Annotated in this window: 15 protein-coding genes; 13 read left to right on the top strand and 2 right to left on the bottom strand. The window is 70.7% G+C overall.

Annotated features, from left to right (window positions below; all coding sequences use genetic code 11):
- The first annotated feature begins 34 nt into the window (after positions 1-34).
- Entirely contained in the window at positions 35-1,519 is a 1,485-nt protein-coding gene (locus tag ACU6RU_RS01180) for a helix-turn-helix domain-containing protein (RefSeq protein ID WP_120263266.1), read from the top strand.
- Between the two features lie 92 nt (positions 1,520-1,611).
- On the opposite strand, the gene ACU6RU_RS01175 is transcribed toward ACU6RU_RS01180, so the two are convergent.
- Positions 1,612-2,268, bottom strand: coding sequence for an amino acid deaminase (locus ACU6RU_RS01175; RefSeq protein ID WP_446725692.1), 657 nt, complete (start codon positions 2,266-2,268; stop codon positions 1,612-1,614).
- A gap of 80 nt (positions 2,269-2,348) precedes the next feature.
- On the opposite strand from ACU6RU_RS01175, the gene ACU6RU_RS01170 reads away from it, so the two are divergent.
- The 6 genes from ACU6RU_RS01170 to ACU6RU_RS01145 are packed head-to-tail and all read left to right on the top strand — an operon-like array spanning position 2,349 to position 7,308.
- Entirely contained in the window at positions 2,349-3,014 is a 666-nt protein-coding gene (locus ACU6RU_RS01170) for an HAD family hydrolase (RefSeq protein ID WP_446725691.1), read from the top strand.
- 39 nt (positions 3,015-3,053) lie between these two features.
- Positions 3,054-4,028 carry a phosphate/phosphite/phosphonate ABC transporter substrate-binding protein gene (locus ACU6RU_RS01165; protein WP_446725690.1) on the top strand — a complete coding sequence of 325 codons (975 nt, stop codon included), beginning with the start codon at positions 3,054-3,056 and terminating at the stop codon, positions 4,026-4,028.
- Positions 4,025-4,843 (top strand): phosphonate ABC transporter ATP-binding protein, encoded by an 819-nt coding sequence (phnC, locus tag ACU6RU_RS01160; protein WP_120263262.1) that lies wholly within the window; start codon positions 4,025-4,027, stop codon positions 4,841-4,843. The genes ACU6RU_RS01165 and phnC overlap by 4 nt, the downstream gene beginning before the upstream one ends.
- On the top strand, positions 4,840-5,640 hold the full coding sequence (phnE, locus tag ACU6RU_RS01155; RefSeq protein ID WP_289331023.1) for a phosphonate ABC transporter, permease protein PhnE: 801 nt from the start codon (positions 4,840-4,842) through the stop codon (positions 5,638-5,640). The genes phnC and phnE (ACU6RU_RS01155) overlap by 4 nt, the downstream gene beginning before the upstream one ends.
- On the top strand, positions 5,637-6,470 hold the full coding sequence (phnE, locus tag ACU6RU_RS01150) for a phosphonate ABC transporter, permease protein PhnE (RefSeq protein ID WP_446725689.1): 834 nt from the start codon (positions 5,637-5,639) through the stop codon (positions 6,468-6,470). Before phnE (ACU6RU_RS01155) ends, phnE (ACU6RU_RS01150) begins: the two co-directional genes overlap by 4 nt.
- On the top strand, positions 6,460-7,308 hold the full coding sequence (locus ACU6RU_RS01145; protein WP_120263259.1) for a MurR/RpiR family transcriptional regulator: 849 nt from the start codon (positions 6,460-6,462) through the stop codon (positions 7,306-7,308). The genes phnE (ACU6RU_RS01150) and ACU6RU_RS01145 overlap by 11 nt, the downstream gene beginning before the upstream one ends.
- A gap of 92 nt (positions 7,309-7,400) precedes the next feature.
- Here ACU6RU_RS01145 and ACU6RU_RS01140 read toward each other — a convergent pair whose 3' ends face one another.
- Positions 7,401-8,921 (bottom strand): helix-turn-helix domain-containing protein, encoded by a 1,521-nt coding sequence (locus ACU6RU_RS01140; protein ID WP_289331025.1) that lies wholly within the window; start codon positions 8,919-8,921, stop codon positions 7,401-7,403.
- 90 nt (positions 8,922-9,011) lie between these two features.
- Here ACU6RU_RS01140 and gabT point away from each other — a divergent pair, with 90 nt between their 5' ends.
- From gabT to ACU6RU_RS01110, 6 genes are read left to right on the top strand one after another with little or no spacing between them, the layout of a single operon-like run.
- On the top strand, positions 9,012-10,370 hold the full coding sequence (gene gabT, locus ACU6RU_RS01135; RefSeq protein ID WP_446725688.1) for a 4-aminobutyrate--2-oxoglutarate transaminase: 1,359 nt from the start codon (positions 9,012-9,014) through the stop codon (positions 10,368-10,370).
- Positions 10,371-10,372: 2 nt separating this feature from the next.
- Positions 10,373-11,869: an amino acid permease gene (locus ACU6RU_RS01130; RefSeq protein ID WP_446725687.1), complete on the top strand. Its 1,497-nt coding sequence runs from the start codon at positions 10,373-10,375 to the stop codon at positions 11,867-11,869.
- Positions 11,862-13,220 (top strand): flavin monoamine oxidase family protein, encoded by a 1,359-nt coding sequence (locus ACU6RU_RS01125; RefSeq protein WP_120263255.1) that lies wholly within the window; start codon positions 11,862-11,864, stop codon positions 13,218-13,220. Before ACU6RU_RS01130 ends, ACU6RU_RS01125 begins: the two co-directional genes overlap by 8 nt.
- Positions 13,217-14,119: a universal stress protein gene (locus tag ACU6RU_RS01120; RefSeq protein ID WP_120263254.1), complete on the top strand. Its 903-nt coding sequence runs from the start codon at positions 13,217-13,219 to the stop codon at positions 14,117-14,119. The genes ACU6RU_RS01125 and ACU6RU_RS01120 overlap by 4 nt, the downstream gene beginning before the upstream one ends.
- Positions 14,116-15,675: an APC family permease gene (locus ACU6RU_RS01115; RefSeq protein WP_120263253.1), complete on the top strand. Its 1,560-nt coding sequence runs from the start codon at positions 14,116-14,118 to the stop codon at positions 15,673-15,675. The genes ACU6RU_RS01120 and ACU6RU_RS01115 overlap by 4 nt, the downstream gene beginning before the upstream one ends.
- Positions 15,672-17,138: an NAD-dependent succinate-semialdehyde dehydrogenase gene (locus tag ACU6RU_RS01110; protein ID WP_120263252.1), complete on the top strand. Its 1,467-nt coding sequence runs from the start codon at positions 15,672-15,674 to the stop codon at positions 17,136-17,138. The genes ACU6RU_RS01115 and ACU6RU_RS01110 overlap by 4 nt, the downstream gene beginning before the upstream one ends.

The raw sequence follows: 17,138 nt of genomic DNA, 5'->3' as shown, positions 1-17,138 counted from the left end.
GGCCGATCTTCTGCTTTCGTGACAGAATCCCGCCATGACGCGCGAGGATGCCGTCGCCGCCGCAGGGTCGGCGCTCGACGATGAGGACATGGACGCCTTCACGATCGGCCGGCGCATCCGGCAGATCCGAACCGGACGCGGAATGACCCTGGATGACCTCGCCGCTGCCGTCGGACGGGCGCCGAGCCAGCTCTCGATGATCGAGAACGGCCGCCGCGAGCCGAAGCTCTCGTTGCTGCGGACGATCGCGCGCGCACTCGGGACCTCGCTCGACGCGCTGCTCGAATCAGAAGAGCTCGATCCTCGCGCCGCGCTCGAGATCGATGTGGCCCGGGCGATGGGGGGTCCGACCTTCCGCAGTGCTGGGATCGCGCCGTTCCGCATCCCGCGGGCGGTGCCCGACGAGGTCCTGCGCGCCCTCCTCGCGCTGCAGGGCGAGATCGAGCGGCTGCACGACGAGCGTGCGGCGACCCCCGAAGAGGCCCGACGCGCCAACGTCGCCCTGCGCCGCCTCATGCGGACGCAGAACAACTACTTCCCCGAGTTGGAGCAGCAGGCGCGGGAGCTGCTCGCGGCGGTCGGGCACCCGGGCGGACCTGTGACGCAGCGCACCGCCAGCGACATCGCGGGTCATCTGGGCTTCAGCATCCACTACGTCGCCGATCTGCCGCAGACGACCCGCAGCGTCGCGGACCTCGCCAACGGGCGGCTCTACCTGTCGAGTCGTCTCTCCGCGTCGACCCCCGCCGATCCCCGCACCGCGGTGCTGCAGGCGCTGTCGAGCCGCATCCTCGGGCACACCGAGCCGACGAGCTACGACGAGTTCCTCCGGCAGCGCGTGGAGACCAACTACCTCACCGGCGCGCTCCTGATCCCCGAAGCGGATGCCGCACCGGCGCTGCGTGAGGCGAAGGAGCGCCGCGCGATCTCGATCGAGGATCTGCGCGACGCGTACTCGGTGTCGTACGAGACCGCCGCGCATCGGTTCACGAATCTCGCGACCGAGCACCTGGGCATCGCGGTGCACTTCCTCAAGGTGCACGAGTCGGGCACGATCACCAAGGCGTACGAGAACGACGACGTCGACTTCCCGACCGACCGCCTGGGGGCCATCGAAGGACAGCTGTGCTGCCGGGAGTGGACGAGTCGCACCGTCTTCGACGTCGATGACCGGTTCAACCCGTACTACCAGTACACCGACACCGGTAACGGCACCTACTGGTGCACGGCCCGCGTCGAGCATTCGAGCGAGGGTGCGCACTCCGTCAGCGTCGGGGTGCGGTTCGACGATACGAAGTGGTTCCTCGGGCGCGACACGCCCCATCGCGGAGTGTCGCGGCACTCGGTCGACGTGTGCTGTCGGCGCGCGCCGGCCGATCTCGAGGAGCGGTGGCGCTCCGCCGCCTGGCCGAATGTGAAGACCCCGCGCACGCTGCTGGCGACCCTTCCGACGGGAGCCTTCCCGGGCGTCGACACGACCGACCTCTACGCATTCCTGGAGGCGCACGCCCCCTCCTGACCGGCGCCGCATCCCGTCGACTCGCCAGAAGCGGCAGATGCAGCGGGGCCCGGACCCGCGTTTCGTGGCGACTCGACGGGAGGAGTCGGGACTCAGGGCGCGGCGTTCCAGCGGAGGCGGTAGGGGGCGCCGGGGGCGGGCGGAGCCGCTTCGATCGTGGTCAGGACGGCGGCGGCGTCCGCGACGGGAAAGGTCGTCACCAGGCGGATGCCGTCGTCGGCGACACGCGCGTATACGAGCGCCGCGGGACCCGCGGATGCCGACAGCACGGTGACGTACTCGCCGTCGGCCTCGGATCGCGCCGCCGCGGGGGAGTGGAGCAGGCTCGTCGCCGCATCCGTGACCCGTTCGAGCAGCGTCGGCCCGTCCGCCCAGGGCGCGAACGCGTCATCGGCGAGCCCGAACGCGCGGGCGAGCTCGGGGCCGAGCCAGCGTTCGCGCTTCAGGCCGTACGGCGTGGGTGTGAGCGAGAGCAGGTAGCCGTACACGTGGAGGAGGCCGGCGTTCCCGACCGGCCAGGCACTCGGCTCGCCGGCGAGATCGTGCAACCGGTCGAACACCGCACGGTCGAGCACCGGCGAACCGGTGTTCTCGTCGACGATGGTCGACCGCGACCAGCGCGCGAAGCGACCGGATGCCGCATCCTCGGCGATCGACCGCGAGAGCCAGGGCACCACGTCGAACGCCCGCCCGGCGTCGCCGCGCGCGGTAGTCGCGGCCGCCGCATCGAGCCGTTGGATCTCGTTCATCCGCAGTTCATCGACTGTGGGATTTGTGTCCACGTGTGCACCTAACGATGGACGAAGCGTCCACTCAGAAAGTCCGATCCGTGCCGAACCCTGCTCTCATCATCTTCGATTTCGACGGAACCGTCGCCCTCGGCGACGGGCCGGTGCTCGCCTACGCGCGTGCTGCCGCCGCTGCCTCCGGCGAGCCCGACCGGTTCCTCGCCCGGGTCGACGACGGGATGCGCGGCCGACCCGTCGGGGCCGGGGCGCCCCTCGACGCGTACGACGTGATCCGCCTCGTCGCCGAGGATGCGGGGGTCGGCGCCGAGGCGCTGTCGCGCGCCTACCTCGACAGCCGCGCGCTGCTGGGGACTGATCTCGCTCCCGTCGAGGCGCCGGTCGGGCTCGCCGCGGTCGCCGAACGCCTTCCGGCCGAGTGCGTCCTCGTCACCAACGCCCCGGCGGTCCGCGTCGCGGAGACCCTCGACGCGCTCGGGCTCGGTGACGCTTTCGCGCGCATCGTCACCGACGCGGGCAAGCCCGCCGGACTCGAACGGCTGCTCGACGCGCCCGAGGTCCGCGACCGCCGGGTGCTCGCGGTCGGCGACATCTGGCGCAACGACCTCGAGCCCGCGCACCGGCGCGGATACGACACCGCGCTCGTCGGGCCGTGGACGGATGCTGCGGCATCCCCGACCTTCCACGCCGACACGCTCACCGAACTGCTGCCGCGCATCGAGGCGTGGGCCGCGGCATCCGCCCCCTGATCCCGTACACCTCTCACAACACCCGAAGGACATCCACTCATGCGCACCACCCGACTTGTCGCCGCGGCTGCCGTCAGCGCCATCGCCGCGATCACCCTGGCCGGCTGCGCGGGCTCGCCCGCCGCCGGCAACACCCCCCAGGCCGCCGCCGACCCGACCTCGCTCGTGCTCGCGCTCGTCCCCTCGCAGGACCAGAACGGGCTCGTCGAGACCGCGGCTCCGCTCACCGACTACTTGAGCGACGAGCTCGGCATCGAGGTCACCGGTGTGGTCTCGAAGGACTACCAGGCCGCGGTCGAGGCGATGGGCGCCGGCCAGGCGCAGATCGGTTTCCTTCCGTCGCTGCAGCTGTGGCAGGCCAACGACATGTACGGCGCTGACGTCGTGCTGCAGACCGAGCGCAACGGGAACATCAGCTATCCCGCGCAGTTCATGACGAACGACCCCGACAAGTACTGCGATGACGCTCCCGTCGAGCGCGACGGGATGCTCTTCTGCAACGGCGCCGACGCGATGACGGGCCCCGCGGGCCTCGACTCGATCACCAAGGTCAAGGGTGCGAAAGTCGCCGTGCTCGGCCCCGGGTCGCCCGCCGGCTACATCTACCCGATCCTCGCGCTGCAGGAGGCCGGGCTCGACACCAACAGCGACATCGATCAGCTGCCCGTGACCGCGAACGACGCGTCCGTGCTCGCGGTCTACAACGGCGACGCCGAGGTCGGGTTCAGCTTCTGGGACGCGCGCACGATCGTGAAGAAGGACACCCCGGATGTCGGGCAGAAGGTCGTCGTGTTCGCGATGACCGAAGAGATCCCCAACGACGGTGTCGCGCTGAGCTCGGACCTCTCGCCGGAGCTGCGCGAGCGCATCGCGACCGCGCTCGAGGACTTCTCGAACACCCCGGAAGGCTCGGAAGTGCTGCAGAGCATCTACTCGATCACCAAGCTCGCCCCCGCCGACGCCTCGTCGCTCGACGTCGTCGCACGCGCCGCGCAGGCGCTCGGACTGCAGTGACCGACACCACTGCACGCGATGCCGGGGCCTCGGCCCCGGCATCGCCGTCGGACATCCGGCTGCACGACGTCACGGTTCGCTACCCGAACGGCACCCTCGGCCTGCGCGGGGTCTCACTCGAGATCGGTGCGGGCGAGATGGTCGCCGTCGTGGGTCTCTCGGGATCGGGAAAGTCGACCCTCATCCGCACGATCAACGGCCTCGTCCCCGTGACCTCGGGCGTCCTCGAGGTCGGCGGCGTGCGCGTCGACACGGCGCGCGGGCGCGAGCTGCGCCGCCTGCGCGGCGACATCGGCATGGTGTTCCAGGGCTTCAACCTCGCCGGTCGCACGAGCGTGCTCAACAACGTCCTCGTCGGTCGCCTCGCCCATACCCCGGTGTGGCGCACCCTGCTGGGCGCCTACCGGTCGGACGATCGCCGCCTCGCCTTCGAGGCGCTCGAACGTGTGGGGATGCTGCCGCGGGTCTGGGATCGCGCCGCCGCTCTCTCGGGAGGTCAGCAGCAGCGTGTCGCGATCGCGCGCGCCCTCGCGCAGCAGCCGCGCATCGTCCTGGCCGACGAGCCGGTCGCGAGCCTCGACCCGCCCACCGCGCACGGAGTCATGAAAGACCTTCAGCGCATCAACACCGAGCTCGGCATCACGGTGCTGGTGAACCTTCACCTGCTCGACCTGGCGCGCACCTACGGCGTGCGGCTGATCGGGATGCGGGCGGGCGAGGTCGTCTACGACGGCACGGCAGCGGACGCCTCCGACGCGGACTTCGCCGGCATCTACGGGCGATCGCTGACGGCCGAGGACCGGCTCGACGCATGAGCGCGCCCGCACTCGTCATCCCGCCGCGGCCCCGCGGACGTGCGGTGCCGTGGCTGGTCGCGGGGATCGTCACCGCGATCACCGTGGTCACCTGCCTCCCGGGAATCGGCGTCGGACTCGACCTGTCGGGCATCGCGCGCAACTGGCAGCACGGAGCCGACAAGGTGCTCGGATTGCTGCAGCCGGACTGGACCTTCTTCCCGCGGACCGTCGCCCCGCTGCTGGAGACGCTCCAGATGGCGGTGATCGGCACCGCGGTGGGGGCCGCGCTCTCGCTGCCGCTGAGTCTGTGGGCGGCGCGGCCGACCAACCCGCATCCGGTACTGCGGGGCGCGGTCCGCGCGATGCTCAACATCGTCCGGAGCGTTCCCGACCTGCTGTCGGCGGCGATCCTGGTGGCGATGGTCGGGGTGGGCGCGCTGCCCGGCATCCTCGCCCTCGTGATCTTCAACGTCGGCATCATCGTGAAGCTCGTCTCCGAACAGATCGACGCGATGGACACGGGCCCCCTCGAAGCGGGCCGCGCCGCGGGCGGGACGCAGCTGCAGATCAATCGGGCCCTCGCCCTGCCCGACACCTGGCCCGCTTTTGCGGCGCAGACGCTGTACGTCCTCGAGCTCAACGTCCGCGCGTCGACTGTCCTCGGACTCGTCGGCGCCGGTGGCATGGGCCTCATCATCGACGCCGTGCGCACCTTCTACCGGTACGACCAGCTGTCGCTCATCATCCTGGAGATCCTCGTCGTCGTGCTCGTCATCGACGCCGCCAGCTCCGCCCTGCGACGGAGGCTCGCATGACCGCTCCCGTTCTCGCCGATACGCGACACACGTCAGCGCAAGCCGTGCCCTCCCGCCCGCGTCGACGGGTGCGCACCGTGATCGCCGCCGCCGTGACGGTTGTCGTCATCCTGGCCTTCTGGTCGGCGGACATCACCTGGTCGCGGCTGGCCGACCTGCCCGCCGAGCTCGTGCGCTACGGCTGGCTCATGTTCTCGTCGCCGACGTGGGGGAAGCTGCCGGACGCTCTGTGGCAGACCTGGCAGAGCGTTCAGATGGCGTGGGTAGGGACCGTGCTCGGGGTCATCGTGGCCACGCCGCTCAGCCTGGTGGCGGCCCGGGGTTTCGGTCCGGCATGGCTGCGCGCGATCCTGCGGTTCGTGTTCTCGACGATCCGCGCGGTGCCCGAGATCATCTTCGCGATCATCATCCTCTCGATGACCGGTCTCACTCCCCTCACGGGGGCTCTCGCCCTCGCGATCAATGGCATCGGCACCCTCGGTAAGTGGGGCTACGAAGCCGTCGAGGCCGTTCCCGTCGGTGCCGTCGAGGCGGCGCGTGCCGCCGGCGGCAGCTCGGCACAGGTGCTGCGATGGGGCGTCTGGCCGCAGGCGACCCCGGTGTTCCTGTCGTTCTGGCTCTACCGCTTCGAGATCAACGTGCGCTCGTCGGCCGTCCTCGGGCTCATCGGAGTCGGCGGGATCGGCGACATGCTGACGACCTACACCCAGTACCGTGAATGGTCGACGGTGGGGATGCTGCTGATCGTCGTGATCGTCGTCACGATGACGATCGACGGCATCTCGGGCCGCATCCGCCGACGGATCATGGAGGGCGCACGTGTCCGGTAACGCTCCGCCGACCGTGCGCATCCAGGCGCTCCGCAACGGGCTGCAGCCGACCGAGCGTCGAGTCGCGGACGTGATCCTCGACGCGCCCGAGGTCGTGGTCGAACTCACCGCGCAGCAGCTGGCCGATCGCGCGGGGGTCGCCCGTTCGTCGGTCGTCCGCGCCTGTCAGACGTTCGGGTTCCGCGGCTATCCGCAGCTGCGGGTCGCGCTCGCCGCAGAGCTCGGAGCGGCCGCGCCGGCGGCATCCGACCACGGCGACGGGGCACTCGGGCGCTTGCGCAGTTCGATCGATCGAGCCGCGGCGTCGCTGCCGGCGTCGACGAGTCTGCTCGAGGCTGACGAGGTCGAGCGAGCGGTGACGGCTGTCGTGGGCGCCGGGCGGCTTCTGGTCGTGGCGAACGGGCTCTCGTCGCCGGTCGCGAGCGATCTCGCGATGCGCCTGACCGCCGTGGGCCGACCGGCCGAGGTGATCGCCGACGTCATCGCGCAGCAGATCTCCGCTCGGCAGCTCGGCAGTCGTGACGTCTGCATCGTCGTGAGCGGCTCGGGCGCGAACGAGGCGAGTCTGCGGGCCGCGGCGGCGGCTGCCACCGGGGGAGCCGTCGTCATCGCGATCACCTCGTTCGCGGCATCCCCGCTCGTCGAACGAGCCACGCACGCGCTCGTCATCGCGCCGGCGGGGACGAGCTTCCGCGATGAGCTCGAACACACGTCGCGCGCCGCGCATGCGCTGTTCGTCGAGGCTCTCGCCGACGAGGTGGCCGCCCGCCTGCCCGGCGGCGCGAACGCCGTGCGCGCGCAGGTGCTCGAGGTCCTCTCCGACAATCTCGGCGCCTGACTCTCATCCTTCCCCGTCGAGTCGCCAGAAACGGCCGATGCGGCGGGGCCCGGACCCGCGTTTCGTGGCGAGTCGACGGAACCAGGGGCGGGTCAGGGGGAGAGGCGCAGTGCCGTCCAGACGGCGGCGCGATCGGCGAAGGTCGTCAGGTCGCGGCCGAGCAGGCGCTGCGCGAGGGCGATGCGCGTGCGGACGGTGTGCCGGTGCACGCCGAGCGCGCGGGCCGTGGCCTCGTGGGCGCCGTCATGGTCGAGCCACGCGACGAGCGTCGCCTCGAGCGCCGTGCCGTGCCGCGCGTCGTGGGTGCGCAGCGGGGCGAGCTCGGCGCCGGCGCGGGCGCGCGAGGGAGCCGTAGCGAGATCGTCGAGCAGGTCGCCCGGAGCGTCGACGACATCGGTCGCCGCCCCCGGCCGTCCGCGGTCGCGTGCGAGCCGTGCCCGATCGCGCGCCGAGGTCACGTCATCATCGGTCGCCGCCGCGGCGGTTCCGATCCGCCACGACAAGCGCGCGGCGATGCCGTCGAGGACCCCGCGCTCGGACGCCCCCACGATGAGGAGAACCCCGTCCTCGTCGCGGCCGTAGAACAGCCGGCCGGCGGTCGCGTGGTTGTCGAGCACTTCCCGGGCGCCCGTGGGGGCGTGCGCATCGGCGACGGCGACGACGTAGGGCGCGGCGGGGAAGCCGCCCCACGCGTCGGTCGCGACTCTACGGGCGAGGGCGAGGTGCCCATCCGCGAGGAGGTCGACGAGGGCAGCCCGCAGCCCGCTCCACGCCCCGGCGGTCATCCGGCGCTGCTCGAGGGCGAGGCCGGTCGTCGCGACGACGGCGGTGACGACGGCCCGGGCGTCCTGATCGAGTTCCACTCCGGCGGTGACCAGGACGCCCCGGCGACCCCCCGATCCGAGCGTCTGCAGTGTGACCGGGTGCCCCGCCAGCCGCATCGCGGCACCGGTTCCACCGCCCCGGCGCAGCAGGGCCGCTGCCTCCGCGTCCACGGCTCGGCGCAGCTCGTCGTCGACCGACGAACCGGCGGAGGAGTGCTCGTGCGTCAGCGTCCCCGAGGCGTCGTAGAGGCCCACCCAGGCGCCGAGCTGACGCGCGAGCTCGGCGAGCGTCGCGTCGAAGCCGTCGGGGCGCAGGGCGGCGATCGCGAGGGCGCGCTGCGCGTCGAGCGCCCAGCTGCGCCGAGCGTACGCTTGCGCCGCGATGGCCTCGGCGGCCGCCCGCGCCACGGCGATGAACGGCGTGCGGTAGGGCACTTCGAACAGCGGCATCCCCGCGGCCGCGCATGCATTCCGCAGAGATCCGGGGATGCCGTCGCGCACGACCTCGGTACCGAACCCGAGGCCGCGGATGCCGCGCGCCCGAAGCCTGCTCACGTAGGCGTCCGCCTCCGCGTCCGCATCGAGGTCGGCCGTGAACTGCGTGCCCGTCGTCAGCAGCACCACGTCCTCCGAGAGGAAGGGCGTCGGGTCGGCGAGATCGGAGCTGTGGACCCAGCGCACGGGTGCGTCGAGATGGGGGTCGTCGGCGGGTGTCGAGAGGCGCAGATCCAGTTCGCGCCGGGCCAGCAGCGCGCGGATCGTCGGCGACGGGGGAGTGGCGGTGGGCATCGGCATCCTGTACAGACGGGCGATAAGAGGTGCGGCAACTGTACATCCCGGCGAATGCGGGTTGCGCGATGCGCGTCTTACTGTCGCGGAATGAGCACCTCGACCTCGACGCCGACCATCCCCCTCGGCGGCCCGACCCTCCCGCAGGAGCGCCGCGTCGTCACCGCGATCCCCGGACCCCGATCCGAGGAACTGCTGGCCCGCAAGGCCGCCGCCGTGCCGGCAGGTGTCGGTCACACGGTGCCGATCCAGGCCGTCGCCGCGGGCGGCGGAGTCGTCGTCGACGCCGACGGGAACTCGCTCATCGACCTCGGGTCCGGGATCGCCGTCACCTCGGTCGGCAACGCTCATCCCGCCGTCGTCGCCGCGGTGCAGGCCCAGGTGGCGCAGTTCACCCACACGTGCTTCATGATCTCGCCCTACGAGTCGTACGTCGCGGTGGCCGAGGCCCTCAACCGGCTCACCCCCGGTGACCACGAGAAGAAGACCGCGCTGTTCAACTCGGGCGCCGAAGCGGTCGAGAACGCCGTGAAGATCGCACGCAAGGCGACCGGCCGTCAGGCGGTCGTCGCCTTCGACCACGGCTACCACGGCCGGACGAACCTCACGATGGCGCTCACCGCGAAGTCGATGCCCTACAAGAGCGGGTTCGGGCCCTTCGCCCCCGAGGTCTACCGTGCGCCGCTGTCGTACCCGTTCCGCGACGGCCTCTCGGGTCCGGATGCCGCGGCCCGCGCGATCTCGCAGATCGAGAAGCAGATCGGAGCCGACAACCTCGCCGCCGTCGTCATCGAGCCCATTCAGGGCGAGGGCGGCTTCATCGTGCCTGCTGACGGGTTCCTGCCGGCGGTCGCCGACTGGTGCCGCGAGAACGGCGTCGTGTTCATCGCCGACGAGGTGCAGACCGGTTTCGCGCGCACCGGTGCCATGTTCGCCAGCGAGCACTTCGGGATCGTCCCCGACCTCATCACGACGGCGAAGGGGATCGCCGCAGGCCTCCCGCTCGCGGCCGTCACCGGTCGTGCCGACCTCATGGACGCGTCGCATCCCGGCGGCCTCGGCGGCACGTACGGCGGCAACCCCGTCGCCTGCGCGGCGGCGCTCGCGGCGATCGACGCGTTCGAGAACCACGGGCTCGTCGAGCGTGCCCAGCAGATCGGCGCACGCCTCACGGACCGGCTGAACACCCTGCGCGAGACCGACCCCCGCATCGGCGACGTCCGCGGTCTCGGCGCGATGATCGCCGCCGAGTTCGTCGCCCCGGCCACCGGCGCCCCGGATGCTGCCCTGACCTCCGCGATCGCGAAGGCCTGCATCGCCGAGGGGGTCATCGTCCTCACGTGCGGCACCTACGGCAACGTCATCCGCTTCCTGCCGCCGCTCTCGATCGGCGACGAGCTGCTCGACGACGGGCTCGACGTCATCGCCGCGGCGCTCGGGCGGGTCTGAGCGTGGCGGCCCCGAGCTCCAGCGGCTGGGAGAACCCGGTCTCGCCCGAGACGTCCGCGGGGCTCGGGGCGGTGACGAAGGCGCGCTCGAACAAGCTGAGGTCGCGCCACGTCACGATGATCACGCTCGGCGGCATCATCGGCGCCAGTCTGTTCGTCGGATCCGGCAACGTGATCCGCACGGTCGGCCCCGCCGCGGTCCTGTCGTACCTGCTGGGCGGCCTGCTGGTCTTCCTCGCGATGCGCATGCTCGGCGAGATGGCCGCCTCGCGGCCGGCGATCGGCTCGTTCATGGAGTACGCCCGCGTCGGGCTGGGCGACTGGGCCGCCTATCTCGTCGGGTGGCTGTACTGGTACTTCTGGGTCGGCGTGCTCGCCTACGAGGCGGTGCTGGGCGGCGAGACGATGCACACCTGGTTCCCCGGCGTCCCCTCCTGGGGCTGGTCGCTGATCCTGCTGGCGGTCTTCGTCGGCACGAATGTCATCTCGGTGCGGACCTTCGGCGAGGTCGAGTTCTGGCTCGCCAGCATCAAGGTGCTCGCGATCGTGGTGTTCCTCGGCGCCGGCATCCTCTTCGCGCTCGGACTGTGGCCGCAGGCGACCTTCTCCGTCCCCAACCTGTGGGAGCACGGCGGCTTCGCGCCCCACGGCATCGGCGTCGCCTTCACCGGCGTCGCGCTCGTGATCTTCTCGTACTTCGGCACCGAGATCGCCGTCATGGCGTCGGCCGAGTCCGTCGATCCCGCCAAGGGCATCCGGCAGGCGACGAGCACGATCATCTGGCGCATCCTGCTGTTCTTCGTCGGCTCGGTCCTCGTCATCGTCACCGTCGTCCCGTGGGACGAGCTGCCGGCGCCGACGGATGTCGCGAACGCGCCGTTCACGATCGCGCTGTCGCGGTTCGGCATCCCCGGGGCCGACGTCATCATGCAGCTCGTGATCTTCACCGCCGTCATCTCGGTCCTCAACTCGGGGCTGTACTCGGCGTCGCGGATGTTCTCGGCCCTGGCCGACAAGGGCTTCGCCCCGAGGATCGTCGCGAAGCGTTCGCGCAACGGCGTCCCGGTCATGGCGTTGCTGGCGTCGACGATCGGCGGGCTCATCGCGACCCTCGTCAACTTCCTCACTCCGGGCTCGGGCATCTTCGACTTCATCATGAACTCGGCCGGGCTCGTCGCCCTCTTCGTCTACGTCTTCATCGCCCTCACCCAGCTGCGTCTGCGTCAGCGGATGACGCCCGAGGAGGTGGCCGCGCTCAAGCTGAAGATGTGGCTGCACCCGTGGCTCAACATCTTCCTCGTCGTCGCGATCGCCGCCGTCGTGGTGGTCATGCTCACGACCGAGTCGGGGCGCTCGCAGGTGTGGACGAGTCTCATCGCCACCGGTGTACTACTGGTGTTCTGGCCGCTCGTGCGCCGCAACCTGCGCGCCCGTCGGCTCGACCGGGAGAGTGTCGCCCCGGTCTCGGGTTCTGCCAACGAAGGAGTCGGAAATGACTGAGATCACCCGCGACGTCGCGATCGTCGGAGCCGGCGCAGCCGGACTGACCGCCGCGAACGACCTGAGGAAGGCCGGGCTGTCGGTCGTCGTGCTCGAAGCGCGCGACCGGGTCGGCGGGCGGCTGTGGACGGACGAGATCGACGGCGCCATGCTCGAGCTCGGCGGCCAGTGGGTCTCGCCCGACCAGCACGCCCTGATCGACACGCTCGCCGACCTCGGGCTCGACACGTACACGCGGTACCGCGACGGCGACAGCGTGTACGTCGGCCCGGACGGACAGGCGCGGCGCTTCCGCGGCGAGATGTTCCCCGTGGCGCCGGAGACCGAGCGCATCATCGACGAGATCACCGCGCGCCTGGACGCGATGGTCGCCGAGATCGATCCCGATCGCCCGTGGGCGCACGAGAAGGCGGCCGAGTGGGACCGCGTCTCATGGGACGCGTGGCTGCGACAGCAGACCGACGACGACGAGGCGGTGCGCAACCTCGCGTTCGCCACGGGCTCGGCGATGCTCACCAAGCCCACCCACACCTTCTCGCTTCTCCAGTCGCTGCTCATGGCGGCGTCGGCAGGGTCGTACTCGCACCTCGTCGACGCGGACTTCATCCTCGACAAGCGCGTCGTGGGAGGTCTGCAGCAGGTGCCGCTGCGCCTGGCCGAGCGACTCGGCGAGGATGTGCTGCTGGGTCAGCCGGTGCGTTCGATCGAGTACTCCGACTCGGGTGCCGTCGTCCGTGCCGACGAGGTCACAGTGCGTGCGCGTCACGTCGTGCTCGCCCTGGCCCCCGTGCTCTACAACCGCATCTCGTTCTCGCCGCCGCTGCCGCGCCTGAAGCACCAGATGCACCAGCACTTCTCGATGGGCTTCGTCATCAAGGTGCACGCCGTCTACGACCGGCCATTCTGGCGCGAGCAGGGGTTGTCGGGCACGGCGTTCAGCCCTTACGAGCTGTCGCACGAGGCGTACGACAACACCAACCACGGCGATGAGCGCGGTACTCTCGTCGGCTTCGTCTCCGACCAGAACGCCGACGACCTCTTCCGCCTCTCGGCCGACGAGCGGCGTGAGCGCATCCTCGAGTCGCTGTCGCACTACTACGGACCCGAGGCGAAGAACCCGATCGTCTACTACGAGAGCGACTGGGGCAGCGAGGAGTGGACGCGCGGTGCGTACGCCGCGAGCTTCGACCTCGGCGGCCTGACCCGTTACGGCGCCGAGCAGCTCGAGCTCGTCGCGCCGTTGCACGTCGCGTGCAGCGACCTCGCCGGGCTCGGGTACCAGCACGTCGACGGGGCGATCCGCATGGGCCACCGTGTCGCGGACGAGATCCTCGAAGCAGACCGCGCATGAGCCGCCCGGAGTCCGGCGGCCGCATCGTCGTCGGCTACACCGCGACCAAGGCGGGGCGGGATGCCGTCGCCTTCGCGAGTCGCCTCGCCACGGCATCCGGAGCCGCGCTCCATCTCGTGCTGGTGCTGCCCGCCCAGAAGCCGGGGATCGTGCCGCCCGACGCCGGGTACGAACGGCTGCTGCGCGAGCAGGCCGCCGGCTGGTTGCGCGAGGGCGCTGCCGAGGTGCCCGAGGGGATATCGCACCGTGCCCACGTCCGTTACGGGGAGTCGGTCGCGGCGGGGCTCATCGACACCGCCGACGAGCTCGGCGCCTCGCTCATCGTCGTCGGCGCCGCCGACGGCGGTCATCGCGGGCGGCATCGACTGGGCACGACGACGACCGAGCTCGTGCACTCGTCCGACGTGCCGGTCGCCCTGGTGCCGCGCGGTGCCCGCCGGGTGCCGGCGGAGACCGGCATCACGCGCCTGACGGCGGCGGTGGGGGAGCGCGAGGGCACGGAGCTTCTCGTCGAGGCGACCATCCAGCTCGCCGCGGCCACGTCGGCGCCAGTGCGGCTCCTCTCGCTCGTCGCCCTCGACCTCCCGGCAGGCCTCGACACCGGTGCCATCCGCACCGTCGGAGACAACCACGCGCAGGAGGTCCTCGACGAGGTCCGCTCGGCGCTCCCGCCCGAGGCCGAGGTGACCGCGGTGGTCGCGGCGGGCGACGGCATCGAAGACGCGGTGTCGCACCTCGAATGGGAGGCGGGTGAGGTCGTGATCGTCGGCTCCAGCCGGCTCGCGCAGCCGCGTCGGCTGTTCCTGGGCTCCACGGCCGCACGGATGCTGCGCGTCGTCACCGCCCCCATGATCGTGGTGCCCCGCACCCGCAGCGACCGCGAAGGAGCGAGCGCATGACCCGAGCAGAACAGGCGGGGGTGCCCGCGGGCGACCCCGTCACCGGGGGGATCTCCCGGAAAGGCCTGAGCGCCGGGACGGTCGGCCTGATCGGCGCGGTCGTCATCGGCATCTCCTGCATCGCCCCCGCCTACACGTTCACGGCGGCGGTCGGGCCGACGGCATCCGTCGTCGGCACCCAGGTCCCGGCGATCGTCTTGGTCGGCTTCATTCCGATGCTCCTCGTCGCATTCGGATACCGCGAGCTGAACAACCGCATGCCCGACTCGGGCACGAGCTTCACCTGGGCGACGCGCGCGTTCGGCCCGTGGATCGGGTGGATGGCCGGGTGGGGGCTCGTCGCCGCGACCATCCTCGTGCTCTCGAATCTCGCCGGCGTCGCCGTCGACTTCCTCTTCCTGTTGATCGCGCAGCTCACGGGACAGGAGTCGATCGCCGACCTCGCCTCGGTCGTCTGGATCAACGTGCTCGTGTGCGTCGTGTTCGTCGCAGCGGCGACGTTCATCTCGTACCGCGACATGCAGACCACTCAGAAGCTGCAGTACGGGCTGGTCGCCTTCCAAGTGGTCGTGCTGGTGCTGTTCGCCATCGCGGCGATCGTCGAAGCCGTCTCGGGCAACGCGTTCGACGCCACGGCGTTCGACTGGTCGTGGTTCAACCCGTTCGCGGTGCCGACGTTCAGCGCTTTCGCCGCCGGGCTGTCGCTGTCGATCTTCATCTTCTGGGGATGGGACGTCACCCTGACGATGAACGAGGAGACCAAGGATCCCGAGCGCACGCCGGGCCGAGCGGCCACCATCACGGTCGTCATGATCGTCGCGCTCTACCTGCTGCTCGCGATCGCCATGATCATGTTCGCCGGTGTCGGCACGGGCGAGCTCGGACTCGGCAACGAGGACATCCAGGAGAACGTCTTTTTCCACCTCTCGGGTCCGATCCTCGGTCCGCTCGCGTTCCTGGTCTCGCTCGCCGTGCTCACCAGCTCGGCGTCGTCGCTGCAGTCGACCTTCGTCGGGCCGGCGCGGACGCTGCTCGCGATGGGGCACTACGGCGCCCTCCCCGAGAGCTTCGCGAGAGTGAGCCCCCGGTTCTTCACTCCCGGATACGCCACGATCGTGTCGGCGGTCGTCGCGTCGGGTTTCTACGTCGTGATGCGCATCGTCAGCGAGAACGTGCTGTGGGACACCATCCTCGCCCTCGGCATGATGATCTGCTTCTACTACGGCCTCACGGCGTTCGCCTGCGTCTGGTACTTCCGGCGTCAGTGGTTCGACTCGGTGCGGAACGTCTTCTTCACGTTCCTCTTCCCGCTGATCGGCGGGGCGATCCTCGCGGTGCTGTTCGTGACGACGCTCATCGACACGATGGATCCTGCCTACGGCAGCGGGTCGCAGATCGGCGGCGTGGGCCTCGTGTTCATCCTCGGCGTGGGAGTCATCCTCGTCGGCGTCGTCGTGATGGTGTGGCAGGCCGTGAAGCGCCCCGCGTTCTTCCGGGGCGAGACTTTGACCAAGGATGCGCCGGTCAGCCGGCGCGCGAGAGGAGTGGCGCGATGACGCACGAGAACGAGACACGACTGCTGGCGGGAATCGAGCGCGGCCTCTTCATCGGCGGCGAGTGGGTGGACGCCGAAGGCGGCGCGACGTTCGCCGTCACCGATCCCTCGACCGGTCGCACGCTCATCGAGATCGCCGACGCCTCGCCGGCCGACGGCATCCGAGCCCTCGACGCCGCCGTCGCGGCGCAGGAGGAGTGGGCTGCCACCGCGCCGCGCGTGCGCAGCGACATCCTGCGCCGGGCCTTCGATCTCGTGCAGGAGCGCAAGGAGGACCTCGCGCTGCTGATGACCCTCGAGATGGGCAAGCCGCTCGCCGAAGCGCGCGGCGAGGTCGTCTACGGCGGCGAGTTCCTGCGGTGGTTCAGCGAGGAAGCGGTGCGCATCTCGGGGCGGTACGGCCTGAATCCCGAGGGCACCGGGCGCATGGTCGTCTCGCAGCGCCCCGTCGGCCCGTCGTTCTTCATCACGCCGTGGAATTTCCCCCTCGCGATGGCGACGCGCAAGATCGCTCCGGCGCTCGCGGCCGGCTGCACGGTCGTCGTCAAGCCCGCGGCGCTCACGCCGCTCACGACGACGCTGTTCGTTCAGATCCTGCAGGAGGCAGGCCTCCCGGCGGGTGTCGTGAACGTCGTGAACGCGACGCGTTCGAGCGAGGTCGCAGCGCCCATCATCGCCGACCCGCGGTTGCGCAAGCTGTCGTTCACCGGCTCGACCCCGGTCGGCCGCAAGCTCATCGAACAGGCCGCAGAGGGGGTGCTGCGCGTGTCGATGGAGCTCGGCGGCAACGCGCCCTTCGTCGTGTTCGACGACGCCGACCTGGACAAGGCGGTGGAGGGCGCGATGCTCGCGAAGTTCCGCAACATCGGGCAGGCCTGCACGGCAGCCAACCGCTTCATCGTGCACGAGTCCATCGCCGACGAGTTCGCCGACCGGCTCACCGAACGCGTGTCGGCGATGAAGATCGGTCGCGGAACCGAGGACGGCGTGCAGATCGGGCCGCTCATCGACGAGAGGGCGGTCGCGAAGACCGGTGCGCTCGTCGAGGATGCCGTGGCCCGGGGCGCCACGGTGCGCACCGGCGGATCGGCGATCGACGGCGAGGGGACCTTCTTCGAGCCCACCGTGGTGACCGAGGTCGCCGCGGGCAGCGACATCCTCCGCGAGGAGATCTTCGGACCGGTCCTCGCGATCGCGACCTTCGCGGACGAGGACGAGGCTGTGCGCCTGGCCAATGACACCGAGTACGGGCTCGTCTCGTACGTCTTCACGCGAGACCTCGCGCGCGGGCATCGGATGATCGATCGGCTCGAGACCGGCATGATGGGGCTGAACGTGGGGGTCGTCTCGAACGCGGCGGCCCCGTTCGGCGGTGTGAAGCAGTCGGGCATCGGGCGCGAGGGCGGACTCGAGGGCATCCACGAGTACCTCTCGACGAAGTACACCCTGATCCCCGCCGACTGA

The sequence above is a fragment of the Microbacterium sp. F1-18 genome (assembly GCF_052921305.1).
The sequence above is the reverse complement of the archived record's forward strand: the minus strand, read 5'-3'. Positions and strand labels throughout refer to the sequence as shown.

Bases quoted from the DNA above. Each gene is read 5' to 3' on its own strand.
- ACU6RU_RS01175 (WP_446725692.1), bottom strand. From the start codon at position 2,268: ATGAACGAGATCCAACGGCTCGATGCGGCGGCCGCGACTACCGCGCGC.
- phnE (WP_446725689.1), top strand. From the start codon at position 5,637: ATGACCGCTCCCGTTCTCGCCGATACGCGACACACGTCAGCGCAAGCC.
- ACU6RU_RS01140 (WP_289331025.1), bottom strand. From the start codon at position 8,921: ATGCCCACCGCCACTCCCCCGTCGCCGACGATCCGCGCGCTGCTGGCC.
- ACU6RU_RS01120 (WP_120263254.1), top strand. From the start codon at position 13,217: ATGAGCCGCCCGGAGTCCGGCGGCCGCATCGTCGTCGGCTACACCGCG.
- ACU6RU_RS01165 (WP_446725690.1), top strand. From the start codon at position 3,054: ATGCGCACCACCCGACTTGTCGCCGCGGCTGCCGTCAGCGCCATCGCC.
- phnE (WP_289331023.1), top strand. From the start codon at position 4,840: ATGAGCGCGCCCGCACTCGTCATCCCGCCGCGGCCCCGCGGACGTGCG.
- ACU6RU_RS01125 (WP_120263255.1), top strand. From the start codon at position 11,862: ATGACTGAGATCACCCGCGACGTCGCGATCGTCGGAGCCGGCGCAGCC.
- ACU6RU_RS01115 (WP_120263253.1), top strand. From the start codon at position 14,116: ATGACCCGAGCAGAACAGGCGGGGGTGCCCGCGGGCGACCCCGTCACC.
- ACU6RU_RS01110 (WP_120263252.1), top strand. From the start codon at position 15,672: ATGACGCACGAGAACGAGACACGACTGCTGGCGGGAATCGAGCGCGGC.
- gabT (WP_446725688.1), top strand. From the start codon at position 9,012: ATGAGCACCTCGACCTCGACGCCGACCATCCCCCTCGGCGGCCCGACC.
- ACU6RU_RS01180 (WP_120263266.1), top strand. From the start codon at position 35: ATGACGCGCGAGGATGCCGTCGCCGCCGCAGGGTCGGCGCTCGACGAT.